General features: G+C 53.7%; 11 protein-coding genes. 7 read left to right on the top strand and 4 right to left on the bottom strand.

The genetic code is table 11. The features are described 5' to 3' along the window. Genes pgi through AC097R_RS18500 form a run of 3 tightly spaced genes read left to right on the top strand, consistent with a single transcriptional unit; the run spans nt 1 to nt 3,468 of the window. Nucleotides 1–1,569, top strand: a complete 1,569-nt coding sequence (pgi, locus tag AC097R_RS18510; RefSeq protein WP_479599690.1) for a glucose-6-phosphate isomerase — start codon at nt 1–3, stop codon at nt 1,567–1,569. A 10-nt stretch (nt 1,570–1,579) separates the two neighbouring features. Continuing rightward, complete coding sequence (locus tag AC097R_RS18505; RefSeq protein WP_479599689.1) at nt 1,580–2,821, top strand: winged helix-turn-helix domain-containing protein; 1,242 nt, start codon at nt 1,580–1,582, stop codon at nt 2,819–2,821. Next, complete coding sequence (locus tag AC097R_RS18500; protein ID WP_479599688.1) at nt 2,818–3,468, top strand: HAD family hydrolase; 651 nt, start codon at nt 2,818–2,820, stop codon at nt 3,466–3,468. The genes AC097R_RS18505 and AC097R_RS18500 overlap by 4 nt, the downstream gene beginning before the upstream one ends. A gap of 129 nt (nt 3,469–3,597) precedes the next feature. On the opposite strand, the gene groL is transcribed toward AC097R_RS18500, so the two are convergent. The 3 genes from groL to AC097R_RS18485 form a co-directional block, all read right to left on the bottom strand. Beyond that, the gene (gene groL, locus AC097R_RS18495; RefSeq protein ID WP_029707088.1) at nt 3,598–5,244 is read right to left on the bottom strand and encodes a chaperonin GroEL; all 1,647 of its coding nucleotides are present in this window, start codon (nt 5,242–5,244) and stop codon (nt 3,598–3,600) included. A 134-nt stretch (nt 5,245–5,378) separates the two neighbouring features. Next, nucleotides 5,379–5,669: a co-chaperone GroES gene (gene groES / locus AC097R_RS18490; protein ID WP_477885426.1), complete on the bottom strand. Its 291-nt coding sequence runs from the start codon at nt 5,667–5,669 to the stop codon at nt 5,379–5,381. 755 nt (nt 5,670–6,424) lie between these two features. Next, nucleotides 6,425–7,408, bottom strand: coding sequence for a hypothetical protein (locus tag AC097R_RS18485; protein WP_479599687.1), 984 nt, complete (start codon nt 7,406–7,408; stop codon nt 6,425–6,427). A gap of 605 nt (nt 7,409–8,013) precedes the next feature. Here AC097R_RS18485 and AC097R_RS18480 point away from each other — a divergent pair. The 3 genes from AC097R_RS18480 to AC097R_RS18470 all read left to right on the top strand — a co-directional run bounded on the left by AC097R_RS18480 (nt 8,014) and on the right by AC097R_RS18470 (nt 10,981). Further along, nucleotides 8,014–9,408, top strand: a complete 1,395-nt coding sequence (locus AC097R_RS18480; protein WP_479599686.1) for a hypothetical protein — start codon at nt 8,014–8,016, stop codon at nt 9,406–9,408. A gap of 91 nt (nt 9,409–9,499) precedes the next feature. Continuing rightward, on the top strand, nt 9,500–10,228 hold the full coding sequence (locus AC097R_RS18475) for a hypothetical protein (RefSeq protein WP_479599685.1): 729 nt from the start codon (nt 9,500–9,502) through the stop codon (nt 10,226–10,228). Nucleotides 10,229–10,381: 153 nt separating this feature from the next. After that, nucleotides 10,382–10,981 (top strand): hypothetical protein, encoded by a 600-nt coding sequence (locus AC097R_RS18470; protein ID WP_479599684.1) that lies wholly within the window; start codon nt 10,382–10,384, stop codon nt 10,979–10,981. 192 nt (nt 10,982–11,173) lie between these two features. Here the strand turns inward: AC097R_RS18470 and AC097R_RS18465 are convergent, their stop codons facing one another. Further along, a complete protein-coding gene (locus AC097R_RS18465; RefSeq protein WP_479599683.1) occupies nt 11,174–11,530 on the bottom strand; it encodes an H-NS histone family protein in 357 nt (118 codons plus the stop codon). A 424-nt stretch (nt 11,531–11,954) separates the two neighbouring features. Between AC097R_RS18465 and AC097R_RS18460 the strand changes: the two genes are divergently transcribed. Continuing rightward, nucleotides 11,955–15,944, top strand: coding sequence for an Ig-like domain-containing protein (locus AC097R_RS18460; RefSeq protein WP_479599682.1), 3,990 nt, complete (start codon nt 11,955–11,957; stop codon nt 15,942–15,944). Nucleotides 15,945–15,967: the final 23 nt, after the last annotated feature.

Genomic DNA, 15,967 nt, shown 5'->3' with positions numbered 1-15,967 from the left:
ATGGCACGTACCCGCTGTGACCGCACGCCCGCCTGGGCTGCCCTGCAAGCCGCTTATGACGCCACCGGCAAGGCGCTGGATGTGCGTGAGGCCTTCAAGGCCGACGCCCAACGCTTTGGCCGCTTCAGCCAGGAGGCGCCCTATGTGTTTGCCGACCTGTCGAAGAACCGCATCGACGCGGCAACGGAAGCCTTGTTGTTCGACCTGGCACGCCAAAGCGGCGTGCTGGAACACCGCGACGCCATGTTCGCGGGCCAGAAGATCAACAACACCGAGCAGCGCGAAGTCTGGCACGTTTTGTTGCGTAATCCTCCCGGAGCCCCCGTCAAATATGCGGGAGCAGCTGCAGAATTTATAGCAGGCGAGCAAGCCAAGGTGCACACCACGCTGGACGCCATGCTGGCCTACGCCGAAAAGGTGCGTGCCGATGAGGCCATCACCGACGTGGTGAACATCGGCATTGGCGGCTCCGACCTGGGCCCGCAAATGGCGGTGCTGGCGCTGGATGCCTTTGCCACCACCGGCAAGCGCCTGCACTTTGTCAGCAATGTGGACGGCCATGAACTGGCCGCCAAGCTGCCGCACTTGAAGGTGGAAAGCACGGTCTTCCTGATCGCCAGCAAGACCTTCACCACCATCGAGACCATGACCAACGCCGCCTCGGCCAAGGCCTGGTTCGAATCGCAGGGTGGCACCGACATTGCACGGCACTTTGCCGCGCTGACCACCAATGTGCCCGCAGCCAACGCCTTTGGCATCACCACCACCTTTGGCTTCTGGGACTGGGTGGGTGGCCGTTATTCCATGTGGTCGGCCATTGGCCTGCCCTTGGCCATCGCCATCGGTGCTGCGGGCTTCCGTGAATTTCTGGCCGGCGCGCATGCGATGGACGAACACTTCCGCACCGCGCCTCCGGAGAGCAACCTGCCGGTGCGCCTGGGCCTGCTGGACGTCTGGTACCGCAACTTCCACGGCTTCACCAGCCGTAGCATTGCGCCGTACCACAGCGCCCTGCGCCGCGTGCCGGCCTACCTGCAGCAGCTGGAGATGGAAAGCAATGGCAAGCGTGTGGACGCCTCGGGCGAAGCGCTGCCCTTTGGCACCTCGCCCGTGCTGTGGGGCGAGCCTGGCACCAACGGCCAGCACGCTTACTTTCAGATGCTGCACCAGGGGACCGACGTGGTGCCCATGGAATTCATCGCCGTCAAGAAGGCGCGCCATGACCTCAAGGGCCACCAGCCGCTGCTGCTGGCCAATGTGCTGGCGCAAGCCCAGGCCCTGCTGCAGGGCAAGAGCGACGCCGGCGGCCACAAGCACTTCACCGGTAACCGCCCCAGCACCTTCCTGTTGCTGGACGACCTGACGCCCGCTGCATTGGGCGCCCTGATTGCACTGCAGGAGCACCGCGTGTTTGTCAGTGGCAGCCTGTGGGGCATCAACAGCTTTGACCAGTGGGGTGTAGAGCTGGGCAAGGTGCTGGCCAAGGAGATAGAGCCGCGCCTGGCCAGTGGCGACACCACCGGGCTGGATGGCTCCACCGCCGGGCTGCTGGCCCGCCTGCGCGCCTAAGAGCTTGCCCTTGCTGAGCCTGGCCCAAGCCCGCGCGCTGCACCTGGCTGCGCAGGGCTTGCTGCAGCCGCCCACGCGCGCGGCCAAGCGGGCCGACGTGGCGGCCTGCATCCAGCGCATGGCGTTGCTGCAGATCGACACCATCCACGTGGTCTCGCGCAGCCCGTATCTGGTGCTGCATTCCCGCTTGGGTGACTACCCCCGGTCCTGGCTGGAAGAGACGCTGGCTGCGGCCCAGGTGTTTGAAACCTGGGCCCACGAGGCCTGCTTTGCGCATGTGGAAGATCTGCACATCCACCGCACCTACAACCGCCACACGCGCCGCCACTGGGGCTTGGCCAAGGCGGCCCAAAGCCACGCGGCGCAGCGCCCGCACCTCGACAAGCTGCTGGAGCACATCCGCAGCAACGGGCCCGTGAAGTCGTCCGACTTTGAGCGTCCCGAGGGCAAGGGCGGCGCATGGTGGGGCTGGAAGGACGAAAAGCGTTGGCTGGAAGCCCTGTTTGCCTTGGGCGAACTGATGATTGCGCGGCGCGAGAACTTCCACCGCGTCTACGACCTCAGCGAGCGGGTGGCACCTCAGCTGCTGAAGCAGACGCCCCAGCACAGCGAAGCCACGCTGCACGCCCAACTCATCGAAAAAGCCATTGCGGCACTGGGCATCACCCAGGCGCGCTGGGTGAACGATTACTTCCGCACCAAGCCGCGCTTCAAAGATGTGGACCTGGACGCGCTGGTGGACGCCGGCACCGTGCAGCGCGTGGCGGTGGAGGGCTGGGACGCCCCGGGCTATGTGCACGCCAGTCATGCTGCGCTGCTGAAAAAGGCCAGCGCCGGCAAGCTGCAGGCCACGCACACCGCGCTGCTCTCGCCATTCGACCCCGTGGTGTGGGACCGGGAGCGTGCCTCGACATTGTTCGATTTTGACTACCGGCTGGAGTGCTACACGCCCGAAGAGAAGCGCGTGTATGGCTACTTTGTGCTGCCCATCCTCCGCCGCGGCGAACTGATTGGCCGGCTGGACGCCAAGGCGCACCGGGCCGAGGGCGTGTTCGAAGTGCGTGCGCTCTATGCCCAGCCCGGCCTGGTGTGGACCGACGTTCACCTGGCCGATGTGGCCCAGGCCATCCAGCGCAGTGCGGACTGGCATGGCACGCCGCAAGTGCGCATCACGCAGACCCAACCGGCCAAACTGGCGGCCGCACTGCGGCGCGCCCTGAAGAATCTGAAACTTGAAAGACCTGACGCATGAATGTGGTGTTTGACTTTGGCGCGGTGCTGTTCACCTGGCGCCCGGTAGATTTGGTAACCGAATGCTTTCCCGACCGCGCGCCCACACCGGCGCTGGCAGGCCATCTCGCGCACGAGGTGTTTGGCCACGCCGACTGGCAGGGCTTTGACCGCGGCACGGTGTCGATGCCCGAGGTGATTGACCGCACCGTGGCCCGCCTGGGGCTGGACCGCGCGGCGCTGACCACGCTGGTGGAGAGCATTGGCGAACGCTTGGTGCCCCTGCCGGAGTCGATTGCGCTGCTGAACCGGCTGGACGCGCTGCGCACCCAGCAGCAGGCCAACGGTGGTGAGCCACTGCACCTGTACTTTCTGTCGAACATGCCCGTGCCCTATGCGCGCACGCTGGAGCACCTGCATCCGTTTTTGCTGAACTTCGACGGCGGCATTTTCTCGGGCGATGTGCTGCTCATCAAACCCGAGCCCGCCATCTACCAGCTGCTGCAAAGCCGCTACGCGCTGGAGCCCGCCAAGACGGTGTTCATTGACGACCTGCTGGGCAACATCGAAGCCGCGCAGGCGCAGGGGTGGCACGGCATCCACTTCAAGAACGCAGCCCAGGTCACGCAGGCGCTGCAGGCCGTGGGTTTGAGCGAAATCGGCCTCTAGCCCCCGTATCCATTGCGCCAGCAGCTATTAAAAACATAGTGAAGCAAACGTAAAAAAGCCCCGCAAGGCAAAACCTTGCGGGGCTTTTTATTGGCTGCAAGAGGGCTTGCGCCCTCAGGCAAGGCGCAATTACATGCCCATGCCGCCCATGCCGCCCATGCCACCCATGTCAGGCATACCGCCGCCGGCAGCGTCGTCCTTGGGGGCTTCAGCAACCATGCACTCGGTCGTCAGCATCAGGGATGCCACGGATGCCGCGTTCTGCAGTGCAGTACGTGTCACCTTGGTGGGGTCCAGGATACCCATTTCGATCATGTCGCCGTAGGTTTCGTTCGCAGCGTTGTAGCCGTAGTTGCCCTTACCGGCCAACACCGCTGCCACCACCACGGAAGCTTCGCCGCCGCCGTTGAACACGATCTCGCGCAGGGGCGCTTCGATGGCCTTCAGCACCAGCTTGATACCGGCTTCCTGGTCAGCGTTGTCACCCTTGATGGCGCCAGCAGCTTGCTTGGCGCGCAACAGTGCAACACCGCCGCCAGCCACAATGCCTTCTTCCACCGCAGCGCGGGTAGCGTGCAGGGCATCTTCCACGCGGGCTTTCTTTTCCTTCATTTCGACTTCGGTGGCAGCGCCCACCTTGATCACGGCAACACCGCCAGCCAGCTTGGCCACGCGCTCTTGCAGTTTTTCACGGTCGTAGTCGGAAGTGGCTTCTTCGATTTGCACGCGGACTTGTTTCACGCGGGCTTCGATGTCAGCAGCAGCGCCAGCACCGTCGATGATGATGGTGTTTTCCTTGCCCACTTCGATGCGCTTGGCGGAACCCAGGTCAGCCAGAGTCACTTTTTCCAGCGACAGGCCGATTTCTTCGGCGATGACCTTGCCACCGGTCAGGATGGCGATGTCTTCCAGCATGGCCTTGCGACGGTCACCGAAGCCAGGAGCCTTCACAGCCACCACCTTCAGGATGCCGCGGATGGTATTCACCACCAAAGTTGCCAGGGCTTCGCCTTCGACATCTTCAGCAATGATCAGCAGGGGACGGCCAGCCTTGGCGACTTGTTCCAGGGTAGGCAGCAGGTCACGGATGTTGCTGATCTTCTTGTCGAACAACAGCACGAAGGGGTTGTCCAGCAAGGCAGCTTGCTTTTCGGGGTTGTTGATGAAGTAGGGGGACAGGTAGCCGCGGTCGAATTGCATGCCTTCAACGACATCCAGTTCGTTTTGCAGGGACTTGCCGTCTTCGACGGTGATCACGCCTTCTTTGCCGACCTTGTCCATCGCGTTGGCGATGATTTCGCCGATGCTGGAGTCAGAGTTGGCGGAGATGGAACCCACTTGGGCGATCTCTTTGGAAGTGGTGGTGGCCTTGGAAGCCTTCTTCAGCTCTTCGATCAGGGCAGTCACTGCCTTGTCGATACCGCGCTTCAGGTCCATGGGGTTCATGCCGGCGGCAACGTATTTCATGCCTTCGCGCACGATGGCTTGTGCCAGCACGGTAGCGGTCGTTGTACCGTCACCAGCGTTGTCAGACGTCTTGGAAGCGACTTCCTTGACCATCTGCGCGCCCATGTTTTGCAGCTTGTCTTTGAGTTCGATTTCCTTGGCCACGGACACACCGTCCTTGGTCACGGTAGGGGCGCCGAAAGAACGCTCCAGAACCACGTTACGGCCTTTAGGGCCCAGGGTCACTTTGACCGCGTTGGCCAAAATGTTCACGCCTTCAACCATGCGTGCGCGGGCTTCGCCGCCGAAAATTACGTCTTTTGCTGCCATGTTATGACTCCAAATTTAAGTGAAATATGCCGCTAGCCCGCGTGAATATTGCGCAACCAGCTATGAATTTAATAGTGAAAGTCTAATCAGTTGGGGACAGAGCGGCGCTTCGCTGGGTCTGTCCCGCAAACCAATTATTTTTCAACCACTGCGAACAGATCGTCTTCCTTCATGACCAACAGCTCATCGCCATCGATCTTGACGGTCTGGCCGCTGTACTTGCCGAACAGGACGCGGTCGCCCACTTTCACGGACAAAGCCTTGGTTTCACCCTTGTCGTTGGTCTTGCCAGGGCCCACAGCCAGCACTTCGCCTTGATCGGGCTTTTCCGCCGTGTTGCCGGGCAGCACGATGCCGCTGGCGGTCTTTTCTTCCGCTTCGAGGCGTTTAACGATCACGCGGTCAGCCAATGGACGCAGTTTCATGAGGAATCTCCTAGGGTTTGAAACAGAAAGGGAACAGGTGCCCACCGGGGGTGAACACACTTGAACTTGTGGGATGGGTGCTGTTAGCACTCAACCCCAACGAGTGCTAATGATAAGGGCTTTTGGGGTGCTTTCAAGAGCACCAATGAAAACGCCATCTGTCGATTCTCAGCTAACTTAGAACGGTTCTCAGATAACTCTGAATTGTGGTGCTAGCCAGCTAGGAATCACTAAGGGGGAGTTTGCGAAGAGAGCTCATTAAAGAGCGCGCTCGCCACCTGTCAGTTTCTCTCGGTGACTTGCCATATGACGAGCATCTGAGAATTGACTCTGAGACAGAGAAATCGGCCAACACCCATTCCGGCAATGTAATCATTGAAGGGCGATATCTACATTGGGTGTTGAGTCGAGTTCAAACAGGCGTTTGCCTAATCGAGATCGACTGCAGCGATATCGTGCGCGTAGAGCGCTGGGCAAAGCGATCAAATGGCAGTATCGGTCGGAGCGAACTCACCCATATGGATGCAGCGGACCAAGACTTCACTTTGAAGATGTACGGTCTTGTAGCACCACTCCAATCGGGGTTGAAGATAGACACGACGTCACTCGATTTAGATCAATGTGTTCAACAGATATTGGGTTGGCTCGCCATATCGAATATGACCAGCGACAAATAGACGCCGGGCTCAGCCTATCTAGTTGTTTCAGCTGAACGCCACACTGTTAAGCCAATCGCCACCAGCGCCTACATGCAATCAGCGAGCATGCATCTCGGCCGCAATGGCAACAAGTTGTGCGGCAATTTGCGATGCGTTCTCGGCAATTTTGGGGATTGACATGGTGCCGCTGGAGGCACCGCCATAGACTACTTCAGCAAAGTGTGCGAACCCTTCAGGGACTGAAGTAGCCTCTTTTCTAATGGCCTCCTCAATGGAAGAGTAATGAGAGGGTTCTGTAACCTCCACTCCACCACTGAGCACACCTACACGGTAGAGCCCTGATTGAACTTGGTCGATTTCAAAGGACAACGGACGGCTCGATCTGACTGGCTGAGCTTGCTTGTCGCTTGATGACAGCACGGTGCCCCCTTGCATGGTGGAAAGCACCACTTGGCCATCGACCCGAATTTCGGGGACTTCACTGATGTCGATGAACTTTCCGCTCAGCCAGACATGGGTGGGTGGGAAGAACGAGAGTTGCTTGATCTGTTTGTAGGCCTCCTCAAGGGAGGCGGGAGTGATCGCACCCAAGTAACGAAAGAAACTGTAGTTATGTAGGTCATCCAATGCAGTGCTAAGCAACTCTTCTGGCGGCTGCTCCTCGAACAGAGTAGTGCCCGTTTCGTCGTCACGATAGTGAATGAGCCCTTTCCATAGGTCTCTGGCAGCGAGATACCAACCATCGCCACACTCAACGTACTCTGGATCCAAGGAAAGATCCTGAGCATCCTTCACGTCCATGGCGAAAACAAAGCCTTGGGCGAAAGCCTTCTGTGACTCGACCGATGCAGGGTCGTGTTTGGCAGCCCGGTCAAGATAGTCCGTCAGTGAGTCGGGAAGCGGTTTGAGACTGATTGTCTGCTCACAGCAGATAATTACGTGCTTCCAGTGCTCGTAACCGTACTGCTTCGCAAGAGTATCGAGTGCGACCGCGAGCGATGTACCGGTGGTTTTACGAAGCTTCTTGGCTTCTCGTTTGAGCTTTTCGGCTGCGGTAGCCGTGGTGGAAATGAATGCCATAGCGCGTTCCTTCATGTTGCCGCGGATCTACCCGGTGCTCACTGCCGTGCTCCACGAAACATAGGAAGCTTAGACTAAGGTCTTCAAGTCGTCCCAGCGAACCGGGTGGGCCATGGTGAGCAGCAGGCGTCGACGAACGCACAGCGGAATTCTACGACAAGATGCGACGCGATTCTGCTTCCAGTGCCCCCGCCTATGGGCAACCGCTACTGATTAACGGGCTGATCACTGCTGATGACCACTGAAATGCACTGCTCAATTCAATCAATCTGGTCAGCGACTTCCAGAATGGTGGTTACGATTTTCAGTGTAGGTAGTCAGGGTTTGGAATGGAATCAGTGGAGAAGTCCAACGGGATATGCACTTAGGTAGCACCATTTCGAAACGAGTGACGCATCGAATTTGTAGGCTGCGTGCGTCTAGCGAATTGAGGATACGGAATACCGTGCAGAGCGTGCTCAGGTGGAGTTACGTACGAACTTTGGCAACCAGATCGCAGTTGCAGTATCTTTTGCGAACTCGCCAAGGTGTCAACTTTTTCGTCGTTCTCGCGTTATCAAAAACAATGATCCCAGGCCGGACTCTGCTGTGGAGATAACCTTGCAATGAATTTAATTGCCACTTTTTTCAAACCCTATGTATTTTTTCTCGCCGGTGCGGCTTATAACATTCAACAAACCCTCGAAGGTTTGAGCCTTGATGAAAGAGTTCTGGAGTCACGGTTTGACGCGGGGCATCTTGTATCAATCATCGGCTCGACAGCAGCAAATCCATTCGGGATACTCATCGGTATCTCATTGATCTTAATCATTGCCACACTTTTCGCATTGCGAGTGCTTGTCAACTGGAAAGCGGTCTCCATCGGTTTGTTTATTCTTGTAGCGCCTGGGATATTTGCACTGTGCGGGATTAGCAGCAGTATTGATTGGGTGCCTAATGAATACCATCTTGCACCAGGTTTTCTGGGCAGTCCATGGGGCATGTTCTCAATACTTCTGCTTGTATTCATGGCTGGATGGGCAAGCACTATTCTTATTGCCACAAGATTGAGTTTGACCGACAGGTTTTGGCATGGATACGACCATGTCTGGTGTGTCATGGGTATTGCCACGGCAGTTTTCTTTGTGGCAGATCTTGGGGCAAATCAGCGTAGAGAAAGTCTCCGCGATAGTGTGCGTATTACGCAAGGTGCGAGTGCATATCTTTTGCAACAGGTTCGCAGCATCGAGTTGCAGTGCAAAGCTGGTCTTCTCACGTCGCCAGTCATATGTACATGGGCGAGAAAATCACAGCGGGATTTGTCCGAATATTCTTACGAGGATGAGCACCTGTTTTGGCAGTTTGGGCCACGGAGCGAAGCCGATATTTACTCCATTGATGACTCAAGTACAGATGCGCTTCGCATCCGAGATCTGAGAAACGCATTGCTGCAATACAACAATTCTCGGTGTCCAGTACGAACATTGGGGCCGGGTGTGCGACAACACTCCGCGATTTCCGCAACATGCATGGCGCCTCCAAGCCCTTACTGCGGACCATTTTCAGCTGTTCCGTTGGACGGAGTAGACCGTTTGGACTTACTAAGTATTCCTAATGCGATCGCCAATGAATGTGTCATACCTAAGCTGGTCGTGGAAAGAGCTCGACAGGAGCGACTCGCTGTTGTCGTTGCCTCAGATGAGAGAAATCGGCATCTGCGTTGGCTTTTCTTTCTTTTCTTCGCCATGCTGGCTGGTGGCAAGGTCGCAAACGCATCGTTGCGCTTTTTCAGCGTCGCTGGACGCAGTAGCGACACAGCTTCTGGAAAACAAAAGGTGCAGTCAGAGGTGTCGGAATCCCATGCCAGTGGGACGGCTCAAGATGAGGCTCTTCGTGAAGTCGATGAAACTCGGAATAGCCGGTGCCGTCAACGGAGGTTGAGTTTCAACTCCACGGTGCGCGGCCAGAAAGTGAAAGCAAAATTGCAAGGGATTAGGTTCTTGGCAGCAAGACGACTCTAGATTTGAGCGCGCGAGAGTGTCATTTCAAACAAGTTCGAAATCATTAGCAGTCAGCATTATGATAAGACGAGAGTAGGAGAGGTAACACATTATGAATGGGACAAATGAAGCCCCTGCTGATGGTCTTCGAAACGTAGATGAATTGGTCTCTTCCGATGTGCGCATGCGTTATCTCTCCTTACGTGAGGGAGGGACTTTCAGGCCGCTAACCCAAACGGACAGGCACGCTTCGATCTCCATGCTTTCTCTCGATGCGGCTGTTCCTGAGGACATACGAGTCCATTTCGACACAGCCAGGAACGCCTATCTCTATGCTTGGTTTGTCTATCGTTTTCACGTTGTAGCAGAGCAGTACGCATTGAGTTCACTTGAGCTCGCTCTACGGACGGCACTCTTGCATAGAGGGTTAATTGGAGGTACTCAGTCTGCAACCAAATCAGACAAAAAGAGAAAGCGAGAGCCGAGTGGATTGCGCCAGCTTTTGGATCTAGCTGCTAAGAACAATGTTATCGGAAACGACAAGCTGCCGTTACGTGAGCAATGGGCACTTGATATGGCAAGTCATCGCATCTCGCTCGAACAGATCAACTACATGAGCGAAAACGGACTCAAGGAGATGGTTGTGCAAGTTGAAACCCCGGTGCCAACTGAAGCTGAACTTAACTTTGATTGGATCGGTCACTACTGTGAGGTATTGCCTCAAATTCGAAACATCTATGCCCATGGGAGTACCAACCTTCATGCGAGCGTCTTGAGGACCTTTGCCGTGGTCTGGTCTTTGGTGAACCAAATGTTCGTTGCGGACGAAATCTTGAACTAGGTCTGAAGTTGGGCGAAATTTGCCGGCAAACTGCCAATTAATGGCATTTGAAATCTTTCGTCGGTATTCAAAGTCGCTACCGCCAGCTGTACATATTTGGGTGAGCGTTGATGGGCCAACGGGAAATATTTAACTCAATTGTTGGAGAAATCAATGGAGCCAGCCGAAATCGCAGCACTAGCCAGTATCTCTGCGGCGCTAATTGCGCTAACTGGCGCTATCTTCAACCGTCGCAAGACAGAAGAATGCGCTGAACGAACACGTCTCGCCAATGAAGTTCTTAGCAAGCGTTTGAAGAAGCTGGAACAATTGCAGCAAGCGAATCTCGCATCATTTAAGAGTGAGTTGGACAGAATCACGTTTGCCGTAAATGCCAATTATTCCAAACGAGTTGAGACGCTGACTGACGCTTACTCAAAGCTTGCTGAACTCAAACTCTTGTTAGAGAGTTTCTCCGTTCCGATATTTGGGCACTCCGTCACCGGCAACCCACAAACCCTTAGAGAAGCCGCTGAAAAATTTGAAGAACTGTACAAGTTTTGTTCGATGAGGGCGGTTTTTTTTAGCCCCCAATCGCAATTTATGAGCGGGCTCAGCCAAATATTGGGCCACATTAATCAAATGTTTAACAATGTCAGCGACTCTGAGAACGCCTCTTGGGCGCAACAGGCAAGCATCGTTATTTCTGGCGTAACTCCAGTTCTCGCTCAAATTAGAAATGAAGTCCGCCAAGAACTCGGGCTTGACCACTAACCCTACTGTCGCATGAAGGTGGTGAAATCAAACCGGAGCTGAGTCTTCGCATGAACATCCACCTACGCAAAGGGGGGGGGGGCGCGCAAGCAAGCTCAATCCGATGGGTGTTTATAAAAGTGAAAAGGGCATTCAATTGAATGCCCTTTTAAGCGATGCTTGAGCTGCTACGAGGTAGCAGTTAATTCACGACTATTCAGCAATTGAAGCAGGTATCAAGAAAGACTCTTTAGTCTGGCCCTGTGCAACTAATGTGGAAAGCCACTTTGGTATGAGACCACGTCCAGACCACAACTCACCTGCGGGACCACGGTATTTTGCTGCGACGGTTGTTCGCTGTGCCTTTGGTTTGGGTCCTTTGGGCTTGGTCTCGCGCATTGCTTTTGACTTTCCTTTTTGCGGTTGCTGGAGATCCTTCACGGTTATCCCAAACGCTGACATGGTCGCCAGAATATCTGCAACTGTTGCATCAAACTCTTTCGCACGAATTGCATTCGCTTGAAGTTGCAGTTTCTCAATTTGCTGTTGTAGCTCGGTTAGTTTTTGCACAGCGATCCTTTAGGTATTAATTCGGATTCTAAGAGAAGAGTGAATGTGCGACGCGGAGCGATGACCGCTATGGCCAAATTCGAGCGGTTTCAGCAAAACCAAGGCCAGTCGTCGCGTCCAGGTTTGAGGTCAGGATTCAGGAGTAGCCTCCAAATTGGATCGATTGGCAGAGCCCGCTTGCTCAGTCACGCAATGAATGACGAATTCAAGTGAAATTCACCCGAATGGGGGATAGACCCGGACAACAGATGGCGTTTATATTGCGCTGCCTGATCAGCTACAGGCTAGTGGCCAAAACTTAGAGCCAAGTGCATGAAGAGGGTCTGACCATTGGTCTCGCCGTCGTGTAGCGAGACCAAGTAGATCAATCGTTGCCAAGATCGCCGCGATTGCTTTAATTTGAAGTGAGTAAGGGAGTGAATAAATGAGAAGGTCCAATTTTCTGTTGGCCGGAACGAAGCTCGTCTGCAAATTTGCGGCTGCGCTCTTGGTCCTTTCAGCCGCAGTCGTATCAGCCCAGGAAGTCATACCTGACTTCTACCGCGAGCCCGGTTTGTATCCAAATCGGAGTTACGTAAATCAAGGATTCAATGAACACATTGACCCGTTTACAGGGTCTCTGCAGCAGCATTACGTTGACCTTTCCATTCCAGGTAATGGCGGTTTTGACCTCAAAGTCGTTCGCTCCTACAACAGTGCCTCGGTAGATCCACTCAATCCAGCAGCATATGAATCTCTGGCAGGCCTGGGTTGGACAATCCATTTTGGCCGGGTATTGAAGTCCAAGGAGACAACGATTTGTCTCAATAAGAATGCGCTGACAGTTACCGACAATCCAGTACTCGAATTGCCAGATGGGAGTCGTCAACTCTTGGCGTTTACAGGCAGTACTTCACCTCTAATGCTGACAACGCAGCGTTGGCGAGCCGATTGCCTCGGAGCTGGAACGGGACTCTCGGTTTATTCGCCTGACGGAACCCAATATGACATGACCCAATTGGTCAATGTCGGGTCCGGTGTGAATCCAGTCTACGCATGGTTCACGACCAAGATAACTGACAAAAACGGGAACTACGCAAACATAAATTATGCTTCCGGGTCCACTCCTGAAATCACAAGTGTCACAACCAGTGATGGGCGCTCCATTACGTTCAGCTACGCTGATAGTGGTCTCGGCAGTCGGCGCCTGACTTCTATTAGCGGTGCCGGCCAAACATACAGCTATGGCTATCAAGCTGTTGCTGGTGTTGCTGAGCGATATTTCCTAACGTCAGTGACTCGGCCTGGTGGCACAACCTGGCAATACAGCTACAACGGCAACCTGAACACAACTGCGGGAAGCTACATCATGAGTCAAACGACTCATCCCGAGGGCGGGAGCATTAGCTATGGATATAGCTTTGTTTACTTTGATTCGCAGGCCAATCCCAACAGCAGATCAACTGTAGTCACCAGCAAGACGCGCAGCGCCGGTGGAACTTGGTCGTTTAGCTACTCACCTGGCAGTCTCAACGCATACGACACCACGACGGTAGGGACGCCTACTGGCACAGTCGTCTACCGCCATATTGGACCAAACTATTCCAGTTCAGGTACCGTTTGGATGGTCGGTTTGTTAATGTCCAAGACGATCGGCTCCTTGCAGACGGAGACTTACACCTGGGACAAGCAGAAAATTTCCAGCGAAAACAACGCGCGGCCTGGAGCATTTGTTACCAAGGTGGACTCGGGAGAGACAAATGCGCCAGTGTTGACTCAACGTGTTATCAATCGTGATGGCGCTACCTATACGACAAGCTATTCAAACTTTGATACTTATGGAAATCCCGCGAGCATTTCCGAGTCAGGTACGTCGGGGGGCGCTCGGACTACAAGCCTAACTTACTACGTCAATACCTCAAAGTGGATCGTGAATCAGGTTCAGAACGAAAGCTTTACCGGTTCTTCAATTTCCAGGAGTTTCGATGGCAACGGAAATTTAAGCTCGCTCACGCGGGATGGCGTGACCACAGGCTATACCTACGATAGCCAAGGAAATATTGCATCGACTTCGTTTCCGCGTTCCCTAACTCACAATTATTCCAACTATAAGCGCGGTATTGCGCAAACTGAATCACAACCAGAAGGTGTGTCAATCACGCGTGTTGTTAGTGACTCAGGCAACGTAATCTCTGAAACCAATGGGGATGGAAAAACTACATCTTTCGGATATGACGGGCTGAACCGTGTCACTTCAATTGGATACCCAGTTGGAAGTGGGGTGTCCATTTCATACGGCACCGCCTCTAAAAGCGCCACAAGAGGTGCTTTAACGGAAAGCACAAGTTACAACGGGTTTGGTCAGCCTACGAATGTGACGCTTGGTGGAATTTCCCGTACTTTCAGCGTAGATGCGTTGGGACGGAAGACCTTTGAGTCAGACCCGGCAAGCGCATCAGGAACTAGTTACCAATACGACATCTTGAATCGGGTTACACGTATCGACAATGCCGATGGGACATTCAGTACTGTTTCTTACGGCGCGGGGGCAAAGACAGTCGTAGATGAGCGTGGCAAGACGACGAGCTTTGCATATCGCGCTTACGGAGATCCAGAGCAGCAATTTCTTATGAGCATTACTGCTGCCGATGCAGCTGCAAATGTATCTTTTGTCCGAAATACAAGAGATTTAATTACATCTGCAACCCAGGCTGGCTTGACTCGCAGCTACGGATACAACGCAAATTATGCGCTGATATCGGTTACGAACCCCGAGACAGGGACTACGAGTTATGGAAGAGATGCCGCAGGAAATATGACTTCTCGCGCAGTGGGAGCATCCGCAACTGCAAACTTCAGTTACGACGGGCAGAATCGTTTGATCTCCTCCGTCTATCCCAATGGAACACCTTCCATTTCCAATACCTACAACAAAACCAACAAAATACTAACAGCGACTTCTAGTACTGGGACGAGAGGCTTTTCTTACGATGGCAATGGTAACCTCACTAGTGAATCCTTAGTTATTGATAGTCAGACTCTTACTGCATCTTATGCGTATAACAATCTCGACCAACTTAGTTCGATAACTTATCCAATATCCAACTCAGTTGTTAGCTATGCACCTGATGTCTTGGGGCGACCAACTGTCGTGTCTGGATACGTTAATTCGGTGACCTACTGGCCATCCGGCCAAATCAAGCAAATTAACTACGCGAATGGCACGGTGTCGAACTACGGCCAGAATTCACGCCTTTGGCCCAGTTCATTCAGTACGGCCAAAAATGGTGGGGCGACTTACATTAGTAGCGGATATGTATACGATGGAGTTGGAAATTTAACAAGCATCAGCGATACAGTTGATGCGACTTATAACAGAACTCTCGGATATGACAATATTAATCGACTAAGCAGCATCAGCGGCCCTTGGGGTTCGGGAACCATTGCCTATAACGGAGCAGGAAATATTCTTAGTCAGGTTCTTGGTAGTTCAAGTCTCTTCTATAACTACGATGCATCTAACAGATTAAGTAGTGTTTCAGGTATTAGAGCCACCAGCTATGGCTACGATGCCTACGGCAGCGTAGTTAGCGGGATGGGAAATATCTATGCGTACGATGATGTGCCTAGTTTGCGCTGCGTAAATTGCACTGACCCTACAAGCAAAATTGAATATACCTATGATGGAACGAATCGACGTTCTTCAGTAACCAAGGCTGGGTTTAAAACCTATGAAATGTTTGGTTCTACTGATGTTCTTCTGACCGAATTTACACCTACTCAATCCAATAAATTAGTTGAGCACATTTATTTGGGAGGAAAGCGCATTGCCCAAAGGCAACCAACAATTACCTCTACCAGTCTTTCTGCTACTCCAGATGCCGCATTGGGCAATCGGCAGCCCACGCTCTCAGCAACAGTTACTGGTGCGAACCCTAGCGGTATCGTTACGTTTAAGGATGGGGGAAGCGTAATAGGTACAGCTACGTTAAGTAACGGAACGGCCACTTTGGTAGCAAGTTTAGCAACTGGTGTGCATTCGATAATAGCTAGTTATGGTGGTGATGCAGTAAATACTTCTAGCGTTTCCACACCACTTAGCTTGACTGCTCCAGTTCAAACTACAACATCAATGACGCTGGGATACGGAACGCCTCCTTGTGCTCCAGGCAAGGCATGCAACCAAATGGAGATGGGAAAGATCTCTGTTCAAGTAACGGGAAATTCTGTAACGGGAAGCGTTACCGTCAAGAAAGACGGCAATCCTTACTTTACCGGCATATCGTTGACCAACGGTGCTGTTGATATGTACGTTGAAAACGTAAACGCCGGAATAAGTATTTGGCAGGCTTTTTATAGTGGAGATGCAAATAATCTTCCTAGTAATTCTTCTGGACAGACTTTTCCAGCTGGCGGTGGAGTAAAAGGAAAATAAATCTATCCTTTTAAGGGCTAAAA

This window comes from Rhodoferax sp. ZS1R25, from assembly GCF_056521335.1.
Note: the sequence above shows the minus strand (reverse complement) of the source record. Positions and strands in the feature narration are given on the sequence as shown.